19 protein-coding genes and 2 pseudogenes are annotated in these 19,808 nt (G+C 59.0%); 13 read left to right on the forward strand and 8 right to left on the reverse strand.

Going from position 1 to position 19,808, the window contains the following annotated elements; all coding sequences use genetic code 11:
• Nucleotides 1–235: 235 nt before the first annotated feature.
• Nucleotides 236–433, forward strand: coding sequence for a hypothetical protein (locus tag BLP10_RS23985; RefSeq protein ID WP_342026212.1), 198 nt, complete (start codon nucleotides 236–238; stop codon nucleotides 431–433).
• On the opposite strand, the gene BLP10_RS19005 is transcribed toward BLP10_RS23985, so the two are convergent.
• Together BLP10_RS19005 and BLP10_RS19010 are read right to left on the reverse strand one after the other, a co-directional pair.
• Complete coding sequence (locus tag BLP10_RS19005) at nucleotides 430–1,197, reverse strand: lytic murein transglycosylase (RefSeq protein ID WP_244510701.1); 768 nt, start codon at nucleotides 1,195–1,197, stop codon at nucleotides 430–432. The two genes, BLP10_RS23985 and BLP10_RS19005, sit on opposite strands and share 4 nt — an antisense overlap.
• 204 nt (nucleotides 1,198–1,401) lie before the next feature.
• Complete coding sequence (locus BLP10_RS19010; RefSeq protein ID WP_091138190.1) at nucleotides 1,402–2,415, reverse strand: potassium-transporting ATPase subunit C; 1,014 nt, start codon at nucleotides 2,413–2,415, stop codon at nucleotides 1,402–1,404.
• Between the two features lie 515 nt (nucleotides 2,416–2,930).
• Between BLP10_RS19010 and BLP10_RS19015 the strand changes: the two genes are divergently transcribed.
• Nucleotides 2,931–3,245 carry a putative quinol monooxygenase gene (locus BLP10_RS19015; RefSeq protein WP_091138193.1) on the forward strand — a complete coding sequence of 105 codons (315 nt, stop codon included), beginning with the start codon at nucleotides 2,931–2,933 and terminating at the stop codon, nucleotides 3,243–3,245.
• Nucleotides 3,246–3,262: 17 nt separating this feature from the next.
• Nucleotides 3,263–4,150, forward strand: coding sequence for a sigma-70 family RNA polymerase sigma factor (locus BLP10_RS19020; protein WP_091138245.1), 888 nt, complete (start codon nucleotides 3,263–3,265; stop codon nucleotides 4,148–4,150).
• A gap of 399 nt (nucleotides 4,151–4,549) precedes the next feature.
• On the opposite strand, the gene BLP10_RS19025 is transcribed toward BLP10_RS19020, so the two are convergent.
• Nucleotides 4,550–5,437, reverse strand: a complete 888-nt coding sequence (locus tag BLP10_RS19025) for a LysR family transcriptional regulator (protein ID WP_091138196.1) — start codon at nucleotides 5,435–5,437, stop codon at nucleotides 4,550–4,552.
• On the opposite strand from BLP10_RS19025, the gene BLP10_RS19030 reads away from it, so the two are divergent.
• Nucleotides 5,403–5,723, forward strand: coding sequence for an acyclic terpene utilization AtuA family protein (locus tag BLP10_RS19030; RefSeq protein WP_091138199.1), 321 nt, complete (start codon nucleotides 5,403–5,405; stop codon nucleotides 5,721–5,723). The two genes, BLP10_RS19025 and BLP10_RS19030, sit on opposite strands and share 35 nt — an antisense overlap.
• A gap of 1,405 nt (nucleotides 5,724–7,128) precedes the next feature.
• Here the strand turns inward: BLP10_RS19030 and BLP10_RS19035 are convergent.
• Nucleotides 7,129–8,019 (reverse strand): LysR family transcriptional regulator, encoded by an 891-nt coding sequence (locus tag BLP10_RS19035; protein WP_091138201.1) that lies wholly within the window; start codon nucleotides 8,017–8,019, stop codon nucleotides 7,129–7,131.
• 158 nt (nucleotides 8,020–8,177) lie between these two features.
• Here BLP10_RS19035 and BLP10_RS19040 point away from each other — a divergent pair, with 158 nt between their 5' ends.
• From BLP10_RS19040 to BLP10_RS19060, 5 genes are all read left to right on the forward strand, one after another.
• Complete coding sequence (locus tag BLP10_RS19040; protein WP_091138204.1) at nucleotides 8,178–9,014, forward strand: lysine/arginine/ornithine ABC transporter substrate-binding protein; 837 nt, start codon at nucleotides 8,178–8,180, stop codon at nucleotides 9,012–9,014.
• A 64-nt stretch (nucleotides 9,015–9,078) separates the two neighbouring features.
• A complete protein-coding gene (locus BLP10_RS19045; RefSeq protein WP_091138207.1) occupies nucleotides 9,079–10,212 on the forward strand; it encodes an NAD(P)/FAD-dependent oxidoreductase in 1,134 nt (377 codons plus the stop codon).
• Nucleotides 10,193–10,501 carry a (2Fe-2S)-binding protein gene (locus BLP10_RS19050; RefSeq protein WP_091138209.1) on the forward strand — a complete coding sequence of 103 codons (309 nt, stop codon included), beginning with the start codon at nucleotides 10,193–10,195 and terminating at the stop codon, nucleotides 10,499–10,501. The genes BLP10_RS19045 and BLP10_RS19050 overlap by 20 nt, the downstream gene beginning before the upstream one ends.
• Nucleotides 10,498–12,024: an NAD(P)/FAD-dependent oxidoreductase gene (locus BLP10_RS19055; RefSeq protein ID WP_091138212.1), complete on the forward strand. Its 1,527-nt coding sequence runs from the start codon at nucleotides 10,498–10,500 to the stop codon at nucleotides 12,022–12,024. Before BLP10_RS19050 ends, BLP10_RS19055 begins: the two co-directional genes overlap by 4 nt.
• Complete coding sequence (locus BLP10_RS19060; protein WP_091138215.1) at nucleotides 12,021–12,365, forward strand: RidA family protein; 345 nt, start codon at nucleotides 12,021–12,023, stop codon at nucleotides 12,363–12,365. The genes BLP10_RS19055 and BLP10_RS19060 overlap by 4 nt, the downstream gene beginning before the upstream one ends.
• 188 nt (nucleotides 12,366–12,553) lie before the next feature.
• Here the strand turns inward: BLP10_RS19060 and BLP10_RS19065 are convergent.
• Both BLP10_RS19065 and BLP10_RS23270 read right to left on the reverse strand, forming a co-directional pair.
• Nucleotides 12,554–13,178, reverse strand: a pseudogene (locus BLP10_RS19065) (IS6 family transposase).
• Between the two features lie 633 nt (nucleotides 13,179–13,811).
• On the reverse strand, nucleotides 13,812–13,949 hold the full coding sequence (locus BLP10_RS23270) for a hypothetical protein (protein WP_175493975.1): 138 nt from the start codon (nucleotides 13,947–13,949) through the stop codon (nucleotides 13,812–13,814).
• 228 nt (nucleotides 13,950–14,177) lie between these two features.
• Here BLP10_RS23270 and BLP10_RS23275 point away from each other — a divergent pair, with 228 nt between their 5' ends.
• Entirely contained in the window at nucleotides 14,178–14,717 is a 540-nt protein-coding gene (locus BLP10_RS23275; protein ID WP_175493976.1) for a hypothetical protein, read from the forward strand.
• Nucleotides 14,718–15,272: 555 nt separating this feature from the next.
• On the opposite strand, the gene BLP10_RS19080 is transcribed toward BLP10_RS23275, so the two are convergent.
• On the reverse strand, nucleotides 15,273–15,815 hold the full coding sequence (locus tag BLP10_RS19080) for a Ros/MucR family transcriptional regulator (RefSeq protein ID WP_091138220.1): 543 nt from the start codon (nucleotides 15,813–15,815) through the stop codon (nucleotides 15,273–15,275).
• A 537-nt stretch (nucleotides 15,816–16,352) separates the two neighbouring features.
• Here BLP10_RS19080 and BLP10_RS19085 point away from each other — a divergent pair.
• Nucleotides 16,353–17,318 (forward strand): IS481 family transposase, encoded by a 966-nt coding sequence (locus BLP10_RS19085; protein WP_139165539.1) that lies wholly within the window; start codon nucleotides 16,353–16,355, stop codon nucleotides 17,316–17,318.
• Nucleotides 17,319–17,431: 113 nt separating this feature from the next.
• Here BLP10_RS19085 and BLP10_RS19090 read toward each other — a convergent pair whose 3' ends face one another.
• A complete protein-coding gene (locus BLP10_RS19090; RefSeq protein WP_091138223.1) occupies nucleotides 17,432–19,141 on the reverse strand; it encodes a mechanosensitive ion channel family protein in 1,710 nt (569 codons plus the stop codon).
• A 159-nt stretch (nucleotides 19,142–19,300) separates the two neighbouring features.
• On the opposite strand from BLP10_RS19090, the pseudogene BLP10_RS19095 reads away from it, so the two are divergent.
• Nucleotides 19,301–19,474: pseudogene (locus BLP10_RS19095) on the forward strand (IS6 family transposase); the annotation flags it as partial.
• A 41-nt stretch (nucleotides 19,475–19,515) separates the two neighbouring features.
• The coding region (locus tag BLP10_RS19100) for a transposase (protein WP_139165540.1) at nucleotides 19,516–19,808 on the forward strand (293 nt) is incomplete at its 3' end.

Here is a 19,808-nt window from a genome sequence, read left to right on the forward strand (position 1 = left end):
TCTGATGGCACGGAGCTGTCTGACGATTACGTCGACAGGATACACTGTGAATCCAGAGTGCATCAGTGGCTGGGGACCCATCGTGGGAGCGTCGATGACTGTCGCGGTTGACTCATTGATCAGGCTCGGCGTTGTGCTGGCCACTGCGATATCTGGTGCAGCCTGCGTTTTCTTCAACGCGGCTGTGTTCGCCCGGCACCGGGTCAGGGCCGCGCACTGAAGCCCTATCTGGTACCTGCTCTCAGCCTTCGCAGTTATCAGCTCCATCAAGCATGCCATCTACGGTGCCGTCGCGGCCTTCGGTTCTTGGATCTGCGCCTTCATTTCAATTCCATGGCACATGTATATCCGACGCCCGAAGGCAAAACGGAATGGGCGTGATGCCTCAGCTGCCCTCTCCAAGAGGAAACGAAGCGCCGAGGCGCGCCATTAGCGGCGCGCGGACGGCCCTTCGGGTCCATCGATCTGCCGACCGATCAGAGCGATGGCTCTCTGGTAGACCGGAGCGGCATTCCAGGCCTGGATCGCGCTGAAGTTGGGTTCGCCAGGCTGGTAGCCTGCACCAGCACGCCAGCCATGGGCCTTAAGGAAATTGGCCGTCGAGGCGAGGGCGTCGGCAGCATTGTTGAGGTCGCCGCCAGTGCCGTAGTTCAGGATACTCTTGGGCAGGAACTGGGTCTGGCCAATCTCGCCGTGCATGGAGCCGCGCGTGCCTGCCGAGAGAATGCCACGGTCGATCAGGGTCAGGGTAGCGTAAAGCTGTTCGGTGAAGAAGGCTGACCGACGGCAATCATAAGCGAGCGTTGCCACAGCCGACAGAGTGTTCTGGTTGCCACGTTGGGTCCCGAAAGCCGTCTCCATGCCCCAGATCGCTAGAAGCGGCCCTGGCGGGACGCCATAGCGCTGCTCAAGAGAGGCAAAGAGTGCCGCCTGAGACTGCTTGAGTGCACGCCCTCGAGCGGTGATCGTCGGGCCGCCCCGCTTTGCAAGAAACTGATCAAGCGACAGACGGAAACTCCTCTGGCCTCGATCAGCCGCGATGGTCGCTGTCGCATAGGTAGCTCCCATGAGAGCTGCGACAGCCGTGGTGCTGGCGCCTCTTCCTCTTGCTTCAGTGGCAAACTGCCGCTTCCAAGCCTCAAAGCCAGTTGCCGTACTGCCGCACTGCGCTGCGTCCGCCGTGTTGGCTATTCCCATAAGTGTCGCCAAGGCTACGAACGCGATGATCTTAGATTGCCGGCCCACCAACATTCGTAATTCCTTTCACATCTGCTGTTTCAGACAGTCCACCAATGCCCCATTCCAGCTAAGATCAGGTGCGACGATTGGCTTTCGCGTCCGTCATATTGTGCCCTTTCCGGCAATGGGGAAGCCGTCAGCAAGGCGCAGGTGCGTTAAGATCTACTCCGTGTTGATCGCTCCCAATCCGAAGCCCGCCTTGTCGTTGGTAATCCAGACCTCTCCCTCGCCAAGCATCATCCCCTTGTCCCGAACGAAGACTGTCTCGAAGGTGGATTTCGCAGCGATCTCTCGAATGCGCGGGTTCAGAACCATTTCCTTGGCCGTCATGAGCTGATCACGATTGCGAATGCTTCGTCTGATCTTTCCCGTTACCACTAGAGGGTAGTGGATCACCCTGGCGAGAAGTTGGATGTCGTTGGATCGAAAAGCCGCCTTGACGCGTCTGAAGCTGTAGTAGGCCTCCAGGGGATCAAAGTTCAGACTGCGGAAGTTGGCCTCAATCTCAGGTGAAAGCTTTGGCCGGGAGAACCCAGCCCCTGGCGTCCTCACCGGCAGGTCCATAGACCTGCGCAACTCCCGAACGAGGAGGTTCAGAGCCCTGTGGCGGTCGGAGAGCTTCTGCACCTCGGGTGAACGACTCTGCTCTGCTCCGGTCGCAAGGGATCCTGTCATCTCTGTGGCGTTCGTCTCTGCGCCCCGTGAGGGGGTGGTGTTCTCTGATGCTTCATCGAGTTGGGTGCGCGCGATCCAGACCCGTTCCTCGACTTCAGCAAGCACCTGCTCGTGCGACGGCTTGAAGCCAGGACCTTTCGCAAGGTCAGAAGGAAGGGCTTTCATGGCCTCCTGCGGCTTTGGACCTTTGGGCTCGCTGGTAGGGTTTCGAGGGTCAATCTTATACGTCCTACCATATACCCGGACGAAAAACGGGTCCGCATGGACAGGAGCGGTGCAGAGGAACATCGCCAGCCATACGAGCAGTCCGAGAACCTTTGCGGTGAAGCGGGCCATCGCCGCCCCCAGTCTCAGGAAGTTGGTCGGCCCAGTGTACACCTCGGCCTCAAGGCTGGGAAATCGATAGGCCAGCTTTCGAGCGAGCGGGCCAGCCGCCGCGACCGGTCTCCGTCTGGTTCTGGCTCTAATGAAGCCGATGATCGGGAACCACATCTCTGCCATGAACCAGCTTGCTGAGTTTGCTCTGGCCAACACCAAGGTGTCCTGCCCACTTAGTAAGTGCGGAGCTATATAGCTGGGCTAGAAAGCCCCTCGGGTTCACCGCACCAGCCTTATCAGACCAACTCACCCAAGGGCTGTTTCAGAAGCGCACGATCTACAGGCATCTTCACACCTTGCTCAGGGGTGCTCAATCTGCTGCCTGGATGTGCACCCGATCAAAAGCGAAATTGGTTTACCGATCATTCGAGGGACGACCACTGCCAAGTCACCTTCCGAGGTCGCCTAAGACCACAAGGGGTCTGGGGCGCTCCGGGGCGGGAGGTCTCAAATTGGCTGCTTGCTGGCTCCAATAGGACGTGTTCACACGATCTCCGTCCACCTAACATTCAATCCAACATGACGAGAATTTTTCGGAGAGGCGTCACAACCTTTGAAGCTCACTCGTCATAGGTGAAGATGGCTGCGGCCGAACCGCGGAACATCTTACTATCGCTCAGGACAACTTGGAGGTTCCCATGAACAAGGCTGCCCTTCTCATTATGCACAAGACTCTTCCCGGAAAACGTGACGAGGTCCGTCAGGTCTGGGAGCGACACCTCATGCCCAACATTGCCGGCAACCCGGCGCATGAGGCCTACTTCTACTGCTACGACGACAACGATCCCGACGTGATCTGTGCCTTCCAGCAATACAGGGATCGAGTGGCACCTCAGGACTTCATCAAGGCTCCGTGGTATGCCGCTTACATCAAGGAGGTGACGCCCCTGATCGCCGGAGAGCCGGAGGTCCGTGCCGTCACCCCGGTGTGGGCGAAGGGCGGATCGAACTGATCCCGGGAGACCATGTGATGCCGGACCGCAATGACGTTCTCCTCTTCGAGCAATCGAGGTCCAGACTCCTGGGGTTGGCCTATCGCATCCTCGGCTCCCGGGCGGATGCCGAGGATGCCGTTCAGGACACCTTCCTGAAATGGCAGGGGGCCAACCATGAGCTGATCGAGAACCCAGCCTCCTGGCTGACGACAGCCTGCACCCGGCGTTGCATCGACATGCTGCGGACTCCCAGCAGGGCCAGGGTCGACTATGTCGGCCCCTGGCTGCCGGAGCCGGTCCACACCGCGACTGGCGAGTTCTTGGAGGACGGGCAATTGCTCGCCTCCACTCTCTCCACCGCCTTTCTGCTGATGCTGGAGCGGCTCACTCCCAAAGAGCGTGCAGCTTATCTACTTCACGACATCTTCGAGTTGCCCTATCCCGAGATCGCCCAGACGCTGAGCCTCCAGGAACCCACTTGCCGCAAGCTCGTCTCACGAGCCCGCGAGAACATTGGCAGGGCCAAGGTCAGGCATCTTACCCCGGTGGCCCGGCAGGAAGAACTGCTTACTGCGTTCGAAACCGCCATCAGCAGTGGACGCGCCGCCCCTCTGGCAGCCCTGCTGTCGGACGAGATCGCGCTCACGGCCGACAGCGGCGGAAAGGTACCGACCATCCAGCGGATCCTGCATGGCAAGGCCGCGGTGCTCGACTTCCTCGCCCAAGCCCGCCAGTGGTGGTCCACCTATGACTGGAGCACCACAGAGCTCAACGAGGGCTGCGGCATCATCTTGCGGGATGATGGAATGGCCACTGCGTCGATCTCCTTTGCCTATGACGAGCATGGCACTGTCACCAACATCTACATCATGCGCAATCCCGATAAGCTCTCCCGATTGCACGAGGCGGGGTCGATCGAATGAGATGTGTGATGGTGGCGAGAGTTGCTACACACAGACCAAGTCCGTGACTGTCAGTCACCTGCTGCGAACTCGATGGCCACCCGAGGGCGGCCTCTTTCTTGATCGGTTGCGGCAACATTCGGTCAATCGGGCCGAACTTTGCTTCTCACTTCACTTTCCGTGGTGGGAAATGAAGTCCCCGCACGATGAGCCGTGAAACGATTGAAATTCCTCAGCAGCCGAGAGCCATACGCTGGTAGGGTTGCCGCAAGGCGACGCAAAGTCCTTCCGCAGCAGGGCTGATGTCGGGAGGATCGGGAGCAACGTCCGAATGGCAAACCACAGCCGACTTTAGAAACGACCACTCTACGTCCGTGGGGGGCCCGCTGCGGACTTTCCGCTGACGCTGTGATGCTTGGCTCAGGCCGTTTGTAGTGCCTGGATCAAATCGCGGGCAAAGCTCTCGCTGGCGGGAAGTGTCCGCTCCGCCTTCTTGATGATCGAGACCTCCCGGGTAAATCGTTGGTCATCGACAGGACGCGAGCGCAAGGTCTGCTCAGCTCGGACTTCCATGGCAGACCCGGGCACGATGGCGGCCCCCAGTCCCGCCCGCACCATGCCCACCGCCGTCGACATATACGTCGCTTCAGCCGCAATGACAGGCAAGCGGCTGGCCGTAAGAAATGCGGCATCCACCACCGCACGCACGCTTGTGGGCGGGTGCATCAGAATAAGCGGATGTCGGATCAAGGCCTCTACACCAACCTGTTCCATGTCGCCAAACGAATGTCCAACCGGGTAGACAACGTGCATGTGATCCTGCGTCGTATGCAGCACCTCGAAATCAGGATCGACGATCCGGCCGCCTGTCAGTCCAAGGTCGACCTGCTCCTCACGGACCTGGGCAATAACTTCGCTGGCGATTACGTCGTGGATCACGAATGAGATCTTCGGGTTTGTCTCGCGGAATTGGGCAATGATCTCCGGCAGGACACCCGCAGCAAAAGAGGGCAAGGCAGCAAGGCGCACAATACCGTGCCGCTGAGCGGCCAAATCCCGAGCTTGAGCGACAACGGCATCAAGGTCCCGCAGGATGCGCTGCAACGCCGGGACGAGTTCCCGACCGATCCTTGTCAGCGAGACAGTTCGGGTGTTGCGGTCGAACAGGCGCACACCCAAGGATTCCTCCAGATTGCGAATCCGCACTGTGAGCGCCGGCTGCGATAGGTTCAGGAGGCTGGCGGCCCGAGTGAAATTGCCAAGCTGAGCCACGGTGACGAAAGCGGCGGGCTCAGGAGGGCAGGTCACATCCGCAACCTGCAAGGAGCAGATCTTTTACGAGTTCCACGACCCGGCCCAGCACTTCACCCCCGACGTGATCGACGACTTCTCGCACGTCACCGTAGACGAGGTCGGGCCTGACCAGGTCCGCATTCAAGGTGCCGCCGGGCCCAAAGGCATCTGCTTCACTCCCCACCATGCGCCGGATCCTAGAATGCTTCCGCGACCTCTCTGCCCTCTTGTCTCGTCGGAAGCTGCGTCACAAGGACTTAACCGCTGTCGAGTACGAAGCGGTGTGTCTGATCGCCTATGAAGGCAGGGAGGTCTATGCCCGCGCTCGCGAGCAGGCTGATAACAGTCGGGGAATGGGGGCCAGAGCGGAGTGCTGTTCTGGAGCAAGGTCGCCGTTGAGGTTGCGCGACGGTCTGGCCGGTTAGGCAGCTTGACAGTCAATGCACCGCGCAATTGAGCTCGCCGGCCCATCGAGGCCGATTGCAATGCGCTTGGAGTGCTCACCGCGTCAGGAACCAATACTCTCCCCTTCGGTTCACCACTGCGCGTTTATCTTGCACCCTAGACGCTAATCAAAGTGAATGTTCGCGCGCATTCCCTAGGCGTCGCATCTTGGAGGACCAAATGCGGAAGGCCCTCATATTGGCCGCCGGCCTGGCTCTCATCGGGACATCAGCATGGAGCCAGAGCTCATTGCGAGATGATGATGACGATCGGCGCGGGAGATGGCATGACAGCCGGGACGGATGGGAGAGACAAAGGGGTCAGGACTACGATAGGGGTGATCGGCGGGGGCGTGATATGCGCGATGATGACGACCACCGGCTAGGCGGTAATGCTCATTTCTTCGTGCGCAGTGGTGATACCCAGCTTCGCGTTGTTTGTAGCGGCCGAGAGTCTACACAAGCCTGCGTCGATGCAGCTCTACGAATGTTTGATCGGGTGCAGTCGCAACCTCGCGCAACAACGAACTCACCGACACCCGCACCAGCGTCTCCTCCACCCTCCCAATAATCCGATCAGGTTGGCGGTAGACACTCTACCGCCGCCTGTTAGGCATTAATCTTCGCAGACGCGATAGCGCCGGATGATTACTTCACCGAAACGGTTCCTGGTGCGACGGGTCTCATAATAACAGTCCCGGTCACTTTCTCGCCAACGGGGGCCGCGATCCCAGTCCCGATCTCGCCAACCCCTGTCGCGTTCCCAGCCTCGATCTCGGTCTTGCCAATCGCGGCCACCATCCCAATCACGATCCATCCGGGGCTGCGCGGACACACTCCCCGCGAGGCTGCTGGCGAGAATACACCCTGCAAGGACAGACGTTAAATGCCTAAGGTTAGTCATGAGCCTCTCCGTTTCTAGGCATCGAGCATGGGCCAACGCCTCTAAGACAGCGGCCGTTCCTACGGAGCGCAATCGTCAAAGGGGTATCGTCAACTTGATGGGGCGAGATAGGTCTGCCCTTCCCGGATTGTTAGATCAAAAGCCAGTGGGAACAGCGGTCACCTAAACCCAGACCTGGAAGGCCTGAGTTCGGGACGCACGATGAGCGGCAGCGGTGATTTGAAGAGCGGGACAAACCTGGGAGTGATCAGCCTGTCAGAGGAATCTGCCTACCCGAGAGTCGGTCATCGATCACGACAGCGCGGACCTGCAGGACTCAGAACCTTTATAGGTTCCAATTTGAATTAGCGCAGGGCGGGCTAGAGAGCCTTCCGGCGATCAACATACTCGTGGAACTCACGCATAAACGTCATGGCCAGTGCAGAGGTTGAATGCTGACTTGATCGCAGTGAGACGAAGCCGGCATCAATGAATGGGGTAAACGGTTTCGCTACAATCCCATTATCCTGAAATTCGGCTGCCGCGTAAGGATCGACCAAGCTGATCCCACCGCCTTCTGCTACGAGTAGGCAGGCGATGTGGGACAGGGGTGTCTCAAGTGAGATCGTGCGTGGAATATCGGTGAGCGCCGTATCGATACGAGATCGAAAAAAAGTACCTGGTCCGACCCCCACAAAACGCTCGCCCGCGAGATCCGCCGGCTTGATGGAGCGGCGTCGGGCCAGCGGGTGGTCCTCTCGCATAACGGCAACAGCCGCTACTGGAAAGGCCTCGATCTCGAGTCCGGCGCGATCAAGCGGGCTGTCCGCATAGCCAAAGTCAGCTTGACCGCTTGCGACGGCATCGAGAACAAGATGCGAGGGCACCCCAATAACCGTAATGTGGACATCCGGCCGCTGAACGGAAAACCGGGCGACGAAACGAGTTAGGATGCTTCCGGCCAGGGCCGGCATTGCGGCAATCCGGAGTGAACCGGCAGTCTGCGCCCGAAGCGCCCGAGCGAACGCCCCGATCCGTGCCAATCCGACAAAAGACCGCTCAACTTCCTCGAGTAGTGCGGTTGCCTCGGCTGTCGGCACGATATGGTTGCCGCGTCTCTCGAACAGTGTCAGGCCGGTGGTTTCCTCCAGGCTTCGGATCAGACGGCTGACGGCCGGCTGGGTGACGAACAGTGCCTCGGATGCGCTCGTGATGCTACCGGTGAGCATGACCGCGCGAAAAGCCTCGATCTGACGTGAACTGATTTCCATAAGGCCGTGTCGTAGCATAACTTCAGAACATGCTAGGCTAAATAAATCTGATTTGACCTTATGGAAAGAGCTGCCCGATTGTTGCGGCGTCGCTTCGGCCGGACGGCAGGCGTACAGCAAGCCACCGCCGGGCCAAGACCAAACGGGGGAATGAAGATATGAGCATGTTGAAAGTTCTAAGCGCCGTTCTCGGCTTGACCATCGCTGCAAGCGCAGCCTCGGCCCAGGAGAAGACCGTCAAGATCGCGACCGAGGGCGCCTATGCCCCGTGGAACTTCACCGGTCCTGGCGGCAAGCTCGAAGGCTTCGAGATCGACCTCGCCAACGACCTGTGTGTGCGCATGAAGGTGAAGTGCGAGATCGTGGCGCAGGACTGGGACGGCATCATTCCTGCGCTTCAGGCCAAGAAGTACGACGCCATCATGGCCGGCATGAGCATCACGCCAAAGCGCCTCGAAGTGATGACCTTTTCACGTCCCTATGCCCTTCCAATCAATACCTTCGCCGTTGATGCTAGCGGAGATCTTGCCAAGCTGCCGGGAGACGGCAAACGGATCGACCTGACAGCGGACGAGGCCGCCGGCAAGGCTGCAGTCGCCGCGATGGCGCCAGCTCTGAAGGGCAAAACTCTCGGAGTTCAGGGCTCCACGACAGCGTCTGCGTTCGCCGATCAATACCTCAAGGGACTGGTCGAGATTCGCGAATACAAGACGACCGAGCAGCACGACCTTGATCTCGTTGCCGGCCGCATCGATGCCATCCTGGCGAACATGACGGTTCTGACCGCGACAATCGCCAAGCCGGAAATGAAGGATACAAAGCTCGCCGGTCCTACGCTCCTCGGTGGCCCCTTTGGGCCCGGCATCGGTATCGGTCTCCGCAAGGAGGACATAGACCTGAAGAAGATATTTGATGAGGCCGTTGCCGCCGCCTCCGCTGACGGCACTATCAAGGCGCTCAGCATGAAGTGGTTCAAGGTCGACATCGCGCCCTGAGCGCAGGGCTTGATTGTAACCGTGGGGTGGCCCCAGGCGCCTCGCTTTTGGTGAACATGACCGTATGACGCATCATCGACCAAACCAAGAGCCCGATGTCGCCATTGTCGGCGGAGGCCTCATGGGAGCCTGCGTCGCATGGGGACTGGCGCGGCAGGGGCTGCGGGTCTGCGTGCTGGACGAAGGCGACATCGCCCTGCGAGCCTCCCGGGCTAACTTCGCTCTTGTCTGGGTGCAAGGGAAGGGCCTCGGGTTACCTGCCTACACGGCCTGGACGAAATCCGCAGCCGAGGCCTGGCCGTGCCTGGCCTCGGAACTCCTGTCCGACACCGGGGTCGATGTCGGCCTCGATCAGCCGGGCGGGTTCACGCTCTGCCTGTCAGACCGCGAGTTGCAGGTGAATGTCGACATGATGATGCGCCTGCACAACCAGCCCAATACCGTGATCTATCCCTATGAAGTCCTGGATCATACACAGACGAGGGCCCGGCTTCCTGCCATCGGGCCTGAGGTGAGCGGATCGATCTACTGTCCTCTCGACGGGCACGTGAATTCGCTGCGCCTGTTCCGAGCCCTGCATGCCGCAATGAAGGCACGCAGCGTTGACTACCGGGCTGATCATGTGGTCACCGCTATCGAACCGCGTGCCGGTGGCTTTGCGCTGAAGGGTGCTTGGGGTGAGGTAAGGGCTCCAAGGGTTGTCCTCGCAGCAGGGTTGGGCAACGCGCGGTTGGCGCCGATGGTCGGACTTGAGGCGCCCATGAAGCCGAGCCGGGGACAGATTATCGTCACCGAGAAGGCCGCTCCTTTCCTGCGCTATCCCGTCGTCACGGTTCGTCAGACTGACGAGGGCGGCATCATGATCGGCGACAGTGAGGAGGCGAATGCCTCAAGCCTCAGGATCGATCATTCCATCTCCTCCGTCATGGCCGACAGGGCCATTCGGATGTTCCCTCTGCTCGGCGACCTGAATGTCGTTAGGACCTGGACGGCCTTCCGCGTCATGACGCCGGACGGCTCACCTGTTTACGAACAATCGGAGACCTGCCCTGGCGCCTACGTAGCCATGGCGCATTCGGGCGTCACGTTGGCTCCTCAGCATGCCTTCTCGCTGGCAGACTACATCGCCACAGGGACGATCCCGAAGGAAGCTGCTGTTTTCTCGACCAGGAGGTTCCGTGTTCCGGCGTCTGTCTGATCGCGCTTCGGGCGAAATCACCTTTACGTTCGACGGGCGGCCGATCACGGCGTCTGCGGGCGACAGCGTTGCCGCGGCGCTGCTTGCCGCGGGCGTCCGCGCTTGCCGCACGACACCTGTCTCGGGATCCCCCCGGGGACCCTATTGCATGATGGGCGTGTGCTTCGAGTGCCTGGTCAGGATTGACGGCGTGGACAACCGCCAGGGATGCCTTGTGATCGTGCAGGAGGGAATGAGGGTGGAGAGCCAGCGTGGCTCGGCAGCTCTGATGGCGGAGCCTGCCCAATGACAGGGGGTACGCTCAGCAGAGAACAGGGGATCGCGGATCTCGTTGATGACTACGATGTGATCGTTGTAGGAGCAGGCCCGGCAGGTTTGTCGGCAGCAACGACGCTTGCGGGGACCAAGGCACGGACGCTCCTCATCGACGAGAACCAGACACCCGGCGGCCAGATCTATCGCGCCATCACCCTGGCGCAACCGGTAGATCGGCAGAGAATGGGCGAGGACTACTGGCGCGGGCGGAGCATCGCCGAGGAGTTTCTGCGTTCAGGGGCTGAATATGCGCCGGCGACTACCGCCTGGAGCATCCAGCCCTTACAGGATGATCCCGGCCGAACGGCCGGCCATGAGGTTGGGCTCTCTTCAAGCGGCATGGCCCGTCTCATCCGGGCGAAGCAGGTAGTGCTTGCCACGGGAGCCTTGGAGCGCCCCTTCCCAATCCCGGGTTGGACCCTTCCTGGCGTCATGACCGCGGGAGCTGCCCAGATCGCCCTGAAGACATCTGGCCTCGTACCGAGCGGAAAGGTCGTGATCGCGGGAACGGGCCCGCTACTCTATCTGCTTGCGGCGCAGCTGATCGACGCGGGGGCAATGGTGTCGGCCGTTCTCGACACAACTCCCAGGGAGAATTGGCATCGGGCGTTTCGCCATGCTCCGGGCTTTCTGGTCTCGCCCTATCTAGCCAAGGGACTGAAGCTGCTCAAATCGGTGCAACGCCGCACCCGAGTGATCCGATGGGTCTCCACATTGGCAGCGGAAGGCGAGGGGGGACTGCGGGAAATCGTCTGGATGACTGGGGGCCGCGAGCAACGCATGCCTGCGGATCTCCTTCTGCTCCATCAAGGCGTGGTCCCCAACGTCAATTTCTCAAATGCCGCAGGCTGCGATCACTATTGGGACGAGGCTCAGCTCACGTTCCGGCCGCAGGTTGACGAATGGTATGCAAGCTCGGTTGCCGGTCTCTCCCTCGCGGGTGACGGGGTTGGTATCAGGGGCGCCGAGGCGGCGGCGATCCAGGGGCGCATCGCGGGGCTCGGCTGCGCCTCTCAGCTCGGCCTCATCGCACCGGTGGAGCGGGATCGGCTTGCCGATCCGCTCCGGAGATCCCTGGCGCGGGCCATGCGGGGCAGGCGGTTTCTCGACGAGTTGTACAGGCCTGCCAAGGCATTCCGGGTCCCGCAGGACCAAGACACTACCGTATGCCGCTGCGAGGAGATCTCGGCTGGACAAATCCGGGCGTCGGTCAATGCTGGCGCAGGCGGGCCGAACCAGATGAAGGTGTTTCTCCGGTGCGGCATGGGCCCGTGTCAGGGCAGGCTCTGCGGATTGACCGTGACCGAACTGATCGCAGACGAGCGTGGCACGCATCCATCCGAGATCGGCTACTATCGGCTGCGCTTCCCAATCAAGCCATTGAAGCTGCGCGAGCTCGCCGCCTTGCCGCAGACAGACACCGCGAAGGTGGCCGTCTTGGCCGACCTCGCCGATACGCACCATTCCACAGACTTGGTAGAAAGGAAGTCTCAGTGACGGAACGTCATATTCAAACGCCAATCATGCATCGTGTTGTCGTGCACAATGGCTTGGTCTTCGTCGGCGGAACGGTCGCCGATGATGTGTCGGTCGGCTTGGAGGGGCAGACCGAGCAGATCCTCACCAAGTTCGACCAGTACCTGAGCGCCGCCGGCACGGACAAATCCCGCTTGCTGGCTGCGACGATCTTCCTGACGGATCTCAACCGTAAGTCGGAGATGGATGCGGCCTGGAAGCGGTGGCTGGAAGCCAAAGACTTTCCGGCCCGCGCTACCGTTGGCGTTGCGGATCTTGGCGACGATACCCTTGTCGAGATCATGATAACGGCCGCATGCTAATACGGAGCCGGCACCTCTAACCTGTATGTCGTTTTGATCGGACACTTGCCCCGACCTTCGGGCCGCTGATCGTCAGCGGCCCTCGATATTAAACCACGTCCTGGTGAGAGCACCTCGTCGCAGTTCCATAGGGCTCTGTGGCAATTCCTGGCGACAGATACAGAGATGCCAGAATGCATGGTAGTCGATTATGCGACGAGCGCCTCGAACGTCTCGGCAAGCGAGAGGTTCGAATGCCAGGCGTACTTCGCCTGTTGTTTGCCCATCCTGTGGATCGTCTCAATCCCGCCCAAGATCACGTAGGCACTCTGTTTTGAGCTCGAGCATCGGGCGTATGCGCCTCTTGATAGCGCGATGATCCTGCTCGATGCGATTGTTGAGGTAGGCACCTTCGGGTCCTGATCGGCCGGAGCCGAGGTCTTGAACGATCCAGCAGACGGCTTTCATCGTCTCACAGCAGGATGGCCTCCCGGTTCGCCTGGCCGCCGTCAATCCGGTCTGGACGACCATGCCTCTTTAGCGCCTTGCACAGAAAGCGTTTGGCCGCAGTGAGATTTCGCCTTGCGCTGAACCCGAACTCGACTGCCACCATTGCTGTCGATGGTGCGATACAGATAGCGCCACTGGCCTCAAACTTTGACATAGATCTCGTCCATGTGCCATCGGCCTGTGACAGCTCTCTTGCGTCGATTGAAGCGCTCTAGCAGTTCAGGCGCTTGCCGTAATGTCCACCGATGGATCATGGCATGCTCAACGGAGACACCGCGTTCGGCTATCATCTCCCGAGCTTCGGAGGTTGAGGCTGTAAGCCAAATATCACCGGATGCTGAGCAGGATCACGAATCGATCAAAATGCCTGCCATTAAACACTGCTGCCTCCGCACTGTTACTCGGCCTCAGCAGCAGACCCTAAGAAGCGAAAGAGACCACCTTCCTTCGTGCGTAGGCCAACATCGACCGCTTTGAGGGCGGCAGCAGTTTTGATGCATGGCTGTTCACGATCCTGCGCCATGCTCCCTATGCAGGGTACCACAAGCGCAGACATGAGGTTGAGGACCAAGTGGCGTCGATGCGGCTCGCCTCAACGTCCTCCCTGAACAGGAAACGACTCTTGCGTTGGCCGAGCTTCGCTTGGCTCTGACACGCCTACCCCGCAGCTACCGCGAGGTTCTTCTGCTGATGAGTGCCCAGGATTTGACCTGCGAGGAAGTGGCGATACTTCGACGGCTTGCTTGCTGTGGGAGCCATCAGGAGCCGGGCCAATTGCGCTCGTCAGCGCTTGCAGGCTTGTTGCAGATATGACGAGCCGTCACGAGATCGACCTCGATCGGGTGATGCAGGCTGCATTGCAGGAGCCGATAACCCTGTTCACATAGAACAGGAGCCTGATCCGGCCAGAACCCTATGATTGATATCAGAAGTGCTCAGATCGCCGAGAACTTGAAATCAACCGTGGCGGTTGGCGTAGCGGCGCTTCTTGGTAAGCCTCTTCTGCCCTTCGAGCACCTTGGTGGGGGCAATCAGCTCCCTGTAACGGCGGGTGTGCTTCTTGAATGACGGTCGCATGCGAGATTTACCGGCCATGGGGCCCTCCCTTTCAGTCGATGACGATGAAATCACATTGAGTCACATGGAGCACCTCATCCCGAATAGGTACACAACCCTTGGAGCGGAACGGGTCTCAAAGCCTTGGTGTTACTCTATGAGCGCAGGTCGCTTACAAACCTGCCCTGAGTGCCCTGGAAGGCTCACATGGTAAACACACCCGATGGTAGCAGCCAAACCGCTCCTAGCAGGGAGGAAGGTAAGTCTGTGGAAAGCGCCCGAGACAATGAGTTGCCCGAGAACTCACAGGAGAACCTCGATGCACGGCTCGACCATGCCATCGACGAGACCTTCCCGACGAGCGATCCGGTATCTGTGGTGATCACCAAAGGCCCTGCGCCTGATCATGCCGATCTGGCGGCCCGTGCCTCCTCAAGGGATGACCAACAGAGCCAGTCGGAGCAGGATACTGCCGAGCAGCTTTTGGATCAGGTGCGAGATGCCCTGCATGATGTAGCAGATCAAACGGCGGGAGCAGCCCAAGACGCATACAACCAAGGCAAGCGCTATGTCCGCCAAGCAGGTAAACACTATCCCGAGGCTGCGCGCTATTACCAAGAAGGGCGTCAGGCTCTGCACCAACGGGCGCTAGAGAACCCATGGCCTTTTCTTCTCGCAGCGAGTGCGGTCGGATACGTGCTGGCTTGGATGATCCACAGCGAGCGCCGTGACCGGAGGCATCGGGTACCCGACCATGGAAAAACCCGAACGAGCTATGCTCCCCATGAGGATACGAGGTTCAGCTAACGACTGATCATTGGTCTGATCTGCAAATTGCTGTTGATGCGTCTTTTCTTGTCCCAAACCAGCTATGCCGACTGACGCCCGATAGTCGGAGACCATGTTTCCTTTTCAGCCATGCTGAAACTATGGGTTGGGTGCGGCCTTAGCTCTGGGATAGGCCGTTCGAGATGAGCATTGACGGTCATTCGAGCAGCCAGTCGTGAGATGGAGGACAGCATGTGTCATTATCGCGGATTGGATATGTCCGAGGACAAAGCAAAGACTGAGGCGGACCGCCAGAGGGAACTAGAGGCCAAGCACAGTGAGGCCGTTGATAAGCTGAGGCACGACGCCGACGTAGCGGCTCAGAAAGCGGCGTCCGCACCAGCAAAAGATGCTGTTCCGGCAAAGTAGTTGTCGGCCCTCCGCAAAACAATCTGGGCGTGATTAGCAGCCATCCTATGGCTTTGATAACGCCGAACGATTGTCCAAGCGGCAAAGAAAAACCCGGTGCTGGATAGCACCGGGTTGCAGAAATCTGTCAGAACAGCGACAGCCAAACCGCAGAAGTGAGACGAGCTAGGCTGCCTTTTTCGTGCGACGCCCCTTCGCCGGTGTAGCCACTTCACCTGATGGCGCAGCTGTCTTAGTGGCGGCCCGCTTCGGCTTGACAGGAGCAGCATCATTGGCAGCAGCTTTCGCCAAAGCCACACCTTTCTTCCGTTGCTGGCCGAGGCCCATAGCCTTAGCAAGTTCAGAACGAGCCTTGGCATAGTTCGGTGCGACCATTGGGTAATCCGCTGGCAGGTTCCACTTGGCGCGGTATTGCTCCGGCGTCATGTCGTAGGTGGTCCGCAGATGGCGCTTGAGTGACTTGAAGGACTTCCCATCCTCCAGACAGATAATCGCATCCAGGGTCACGGACTTCTTAACCGGTACAGCGGGCGCCAATGCAACCTGTGGCTCCTGGGCCTGCCCCGGTGCAGTCTTCGCTAGGGCGTTATAGACGGAGTGGAGCAGCGATGGCAGGTCTGCGGCGGGAACAGAATTGTTGCTAACGTATGCCGAAACGATATCGGCACAGAGTTCTATGTAGTTGGGAGAAGTTGCACTCTCGCTCATGATTTTCTTGCCCTCGGCGGTACGGAACTTGGTTAGAAGAGGAGAACAGAACACGATGGTGTTCTAACGGGATCAGCAGAAACGGCCCGTGCAGCACAACAGAAGCCTGTGATCTGCGCCACACCTATGTCTTCCGGTACAGTTTTGCAAGATCACTTCTTGACATCACCCTAATAATCCGGCTGACAATCGTTTAAATCAGCAGCAGATTCGTGAATTAGAGAAGTCACTTGAGATGGGTATTTAAGCCCTCCCAAGGCAGCTTCTACCCCCACGAGGTCTTCAACAGCTGAATGCTTCATGACAGGGACGCTATTGCGTGGCTATCGCTGACATGACAATGAGGGTTGCTGTTGGAGTTGTCATGTTAACTGATAGCGGGCACGTCAATTGCAAATCGGCCGCTCAACTTGCACAAGCAGCTTCGTTCCGCCCCATTCCCACCGCCATGTCCTCGCACACACCTTCACCGCCATCTAGATGTTTGATCCCGGGTTTTGATGGTGCAATCTTTTCCACGGCATGGAAGGAAGCACTATGGGCCAGGTTCTCCACGGCAGCGCCACCACGACTGAGGCGGTCCGTCGCGCAATCCAGAATAGTCAAGAAAGCTTGAGAGCCCTGGCCACGCGCCACGGCATCAACCAGAAAACAGTCGCTAAATGGAAGAAGCGCACCTCAGTCGCTGACCTGCCCACTGGGCCCAAGAACCCGAAGTCGACCGTTCTTTCAGCTGATGAGGAGGCGGTGATCGTCGCCTTCCGCCGGCACACCCTGCTGCCGCTGGATGACTGCCTCTATGCCCTCCAGCCCACGATCCCACATCTGACGCGCTCGGCGCTGCATCGCTGCCTGCAGCGCCACGGGATTGGGCGCTTGCCGGATGTGGAGGGCGACAAGCCTGCCAGGAAGAAGTTCAAGAGCTACCCCATCGGCTTCTTCCACATCGACATCGCCGAAGTGCAGACCGCACAAGGCAAGCTCTATTTGTTTGTGGCCATTGACCGCACCAGCAAGGTTGCCTTTGCCCAGTTGGTGGAGAAGGCCAACCGGGTTACCGCCTCGGCCTTCCTGGTGGCCCTGATCGCGGCCGTGCCCTACAAGATCCACACGGTGCTCACCGACAACGGCATCCAGTTCCGGCTGCCGCCGCGCTATGCTGATGGTCCGACCGCCCGCTACTGCACGCACATGTTCGACATGCGCTGCCGCGAGAACGGCATCGAGCACCGCTTCACCAAGATCAATCATCCCTGGACGAACGGGCAGGTTGAGCGGATGAATCGCACCATCAAGGACGCAACGGTCAAGCGTTATCACTATGACAGCCATACCCAGCTGCGGCAGCACCTCGATGACTTCATCTCAGCCTACAACTTCGGCCGGCGTCTGAAGACCCTGAAGGGCCTCACACCCTACGAGTACATCTGCAAGATCTGGACAGCCGAGCCAAAACGCTTCAGGCTCAATCCGCTCCACAAAATGCCGGGACTAAACATCTAGCTATTGCAGCTTAGATAGCCGCAGTGTGTGCACTCGCCTGAAATCAACAAAGCAGGGCTTATGGCGGACTCGTCGGTTAACGTGACGATGCCAGACAATCAAGCTTATGCCTCTCATACCTCTTTCAGAGGAAAGACATGGTCGCGACCCGCTGGGGCATCATGTTCCTTGTCGCCAGCCACGACGGCATCACGAAGCATAAGATCGACGTCCTGCTGGATTTGCAGGAACTCCTCCCATTTCGAAGTCAAGATCAGGGCGCTGATTTCAGCCTTGGGCTTCTCCTCGTGCCCCTCCCGGAGCCTGATCTGGAGTGAGTCTTGTTCAATCTTCGGGTGACCGGCGAAGAACGTGGCAAGGCCCTCGATCTCGCGCCGGATATCAGCACTATCCGAGGAATTGAGGGCGACAACTCGGTGATAAGGCATTCGATCGCGGTTGGTCAGATTGATGATGTTCATATTTACGAAGGTGGCGTTCGGGATGGTAATCAGCGAACGGTCTAGTCCGCGGATTCGCGTGGAACGGAGGCCGATCTCCTTTACACGACCTTCAAGATCGCCGAACCGGCAGAGGTCACCTACACGAACAGGTCGATCTGCATAGAGGATCAGGCCGCCGATGAAATTTTCGAGGGTTGGTTTAGCCGCTAGAGCAACGGCAAGGCCGCCGACGCCAAGACCGGCTAGAAGCCCCGCCAAAGGGATGCCGAGATAAGATGCACCATAGATGAGTAGAGTGAGCGCAATGGCGATCCCTGCAATTCGGATAGCGGCCCGCGCCAAGTGAGCGTCGATACTTTCCGATCGCGAGAGCGTCAGCTCTCCGGCAAAAGCATTCGAGAATCTGAGAATCCCCCACATGGCCGCCAAGTATGCGGTCGCCTCTCCGATTTCCTCGACGGCATTGTTAACTTGACCGGTTAGATTGATCTGATAGTCGGCCATATACACTACGAAGAGAGCTGCTACGGCGACCGTTGCCGGCATGACGATACTCGCCAGTAGGGACCCCGTCGTGTTCGAAGTCGGCTCTCCGAATTGGAGTAGCCGCCTAAAGCCTAGGGTACCCAGGATTGCAACGAAAAGCGTAAGAACGAGCGCGATCCATTGCCAGACGGCTTGCCCCTGAACCGAGGTCCGCAGCGAGCCCGGTAGAGCCTCGATAAGGTTGTACCACTTCGGAGGAAGTAGGTAGCCCGGCGACTGGCTGAAAAAGTCATAAATATCTTCCGACGAGCTGTCCGCGTTGGGCTGATCCCGGATCAAGCGATAAAATTCGTCGAGCCTCTGAACTGTTTCACTTGAAAACAGATACTCGCCTGCCTGCACCCCATCTGAGATGCGCACTATCCTGATTTCGGTACCGGGTATGCTCCAACCGGGCACAGCCCCCTTTGCGACCTCTTCGTTCCCTGGAATGGAAACGGGGTCGGGCAGAGGCAGACGATCCAAAATCTCCTTTAGCAGCAGAGATGCCTCAAGGCGGTGATGCTCGAGCTCGATAGGTGGAACATTTCGAAGGTCGAGCGCGCGAGCGGCCCGTGCTAGTAGAACGTCCGCCTCTCTGACCTTCTCCTTGACAGCTGCGTTTGGAATGAACCCGGGCTCGGATACGTTCTGCCGGTAGGCCTCAATCAGCAGGGATGAAGCACGCGTGACATTTGCCCTGAACCCTTCCAGCGTTGACCGGGGGCTCGTTGTCTCGGCAGAAGAAAGCAACCCGATATTTCCAAGGACGAGCGGCTTGGCAAGAAACTGGATCGTGATGAATAGGCCTATCAGGAGGATACAGGCGAAAGGTATGGCTGCATCCCGAAGCAAGCGTCTTACAGATGTAGTTATCACTATTCTACGTCTCACCAAAGGAAGTTGGTGACCTATCGCATATATTTAGTCTCATTATCAACGAGATATGCTAGGCGAAAACCTTCGGGTCTGTCGCAAACAATTCAGTGCCTCTGTTTACCTCCGGAGGTTCAGATTTTCAGAGGTCGCCATTTCGATCGTTCCGTGATCCTCCCGTGTATCTGGTGGTATCTGACCTACAGCCTGAGCCTGCGGGATCTCGAGGAGATGATGGTCGAGCGCGGCATCTCCGTTGATCATGCCACTGTAAATCGCAGGACGATCTACTATGCTCCACTCCTGCTAGAGGCTGTTATGGACCTGGATTGAGGTTGTCTCGTTGAGGCCTGATGACCTCACCTCGCAAACCATACCCCTCCGATGTCTCTGATGAAGAATGGGCGTTGGTGGCGCCCTACCTGACGCTTCTGCCCGAAGAGGCCGGCCAGCGGGAGCACTGCCTGCGTGAGGTGTTCAACGGCCTGCGCTACATCATCAAGACGGGAGCCCCCTGGCGCTGGATGCCGAACGACCTGCCACCCTGGGCCGCCGTCTACCAGCAGGCCCAGCGCTGGCTCAACGCCGGGTGCTTCGAGGAGCTGGCGCATGATCTTCGCGCCGTGCTGCGCCTCGCGGTTGGGCG

The sequence above is a fragment of the Microvirga guangxiensis genome (genome assembly GCF_900102135.1).
Classification (GTDB): domain Bacteria; phylum Pseudomonadota; class Alphaproteobacteria; order Rhizobiales; family Beijerinckiaceae; genus Microvirga; species Microvirga guangxiensis.